A 944-nucleotide genomic window follows, 5' to 3' on the forward strand; every position below is an offset into this window, starting at 1 on the left:
GGTATCCATAGCAGGTTTTATCACCCAATATACTTATGCGGCCATGTGGTTTGGCTTTACTTTGGCGGCTTATTCTGCCATTGGTAATGACAGTATCCAGACCATCGGTACTTTCATCGCTTCCAACCAACGGAAGAAATGGTATTGGCTTTGGCTGTTTATGGGAGGGATTTTCGTGGCCACAGCAGTTTATAGCTGGGTGATTTTTGACGGGGATGTGAGTTACCAACGTCTTTATGTCAAGGGACTGGACAAGGCTCCGGAACAGTTTGTCTTCCTACAATTGGCCGCACCTATCGTATTGATGGTGATGACCAGGTTAAGGATGCCGGTTTCCACCACATTCCTACTTCTAAACGTATTTACCTACAAAGCGGGAACGATCGCAGGGGTAGTACAGAAAAGTTTGATAGGATATTTACTGGCTTTTGGTATTGCCATCGGTACCTGGTTCATTCTGGAAAAGTTTGTGAGCAGCTACCTGAGGGGCAAAGCCAAAAATTACTGGTATATTTTGCAGTGGATCACTTCCGGTACGCTATGGTCACTGTGGTTGATGCAGGATGCCGCCAATATTGCCGTTTTCTTGCCCAGAGCATTGAATATTTATGAATTTGTCGCCTATACTGGATTTATTTTCTTTGGCATGGGCTTCCTTTTCTACTTCAAAGGTGACAGGATCCAGGGTATTGTCAATGAGAAAACCAAGGTGACCGATGTACGTGCGGCTACCATCGTGGACTTTGTATACTGTATATTATTGTTCTACTTTAAGATGTACAGTAAGATGCCTATGAGTACCACTTGGGTATTCATCGGATTGCTGGGAGGCAGGGAAATCGCCATTGCCCTTGCCAAGTCCAAGAAGCTGAAGAAACGCAAGGCAAGATTGGTAAGAGCTTACCGAATGGCCAGCAACGATGTATTTAAAGCATTTATAGGCC

At 44.8% G+C, this 944-nt stretch carries 1 protein-coding gene; it reads left to right on the forward strand.

Translation table 11 applies throughout. From position 1 onward, the window contains the following. On the forward strand, positions 1–944 hold a 944-nt coding region (locus ACYVAA_RS22955; protein WP_460546431.1), incomplete at both ends, for a hypothetical protein.

The organism is Echinicola sediminis, from assembly GCF_054777495.1.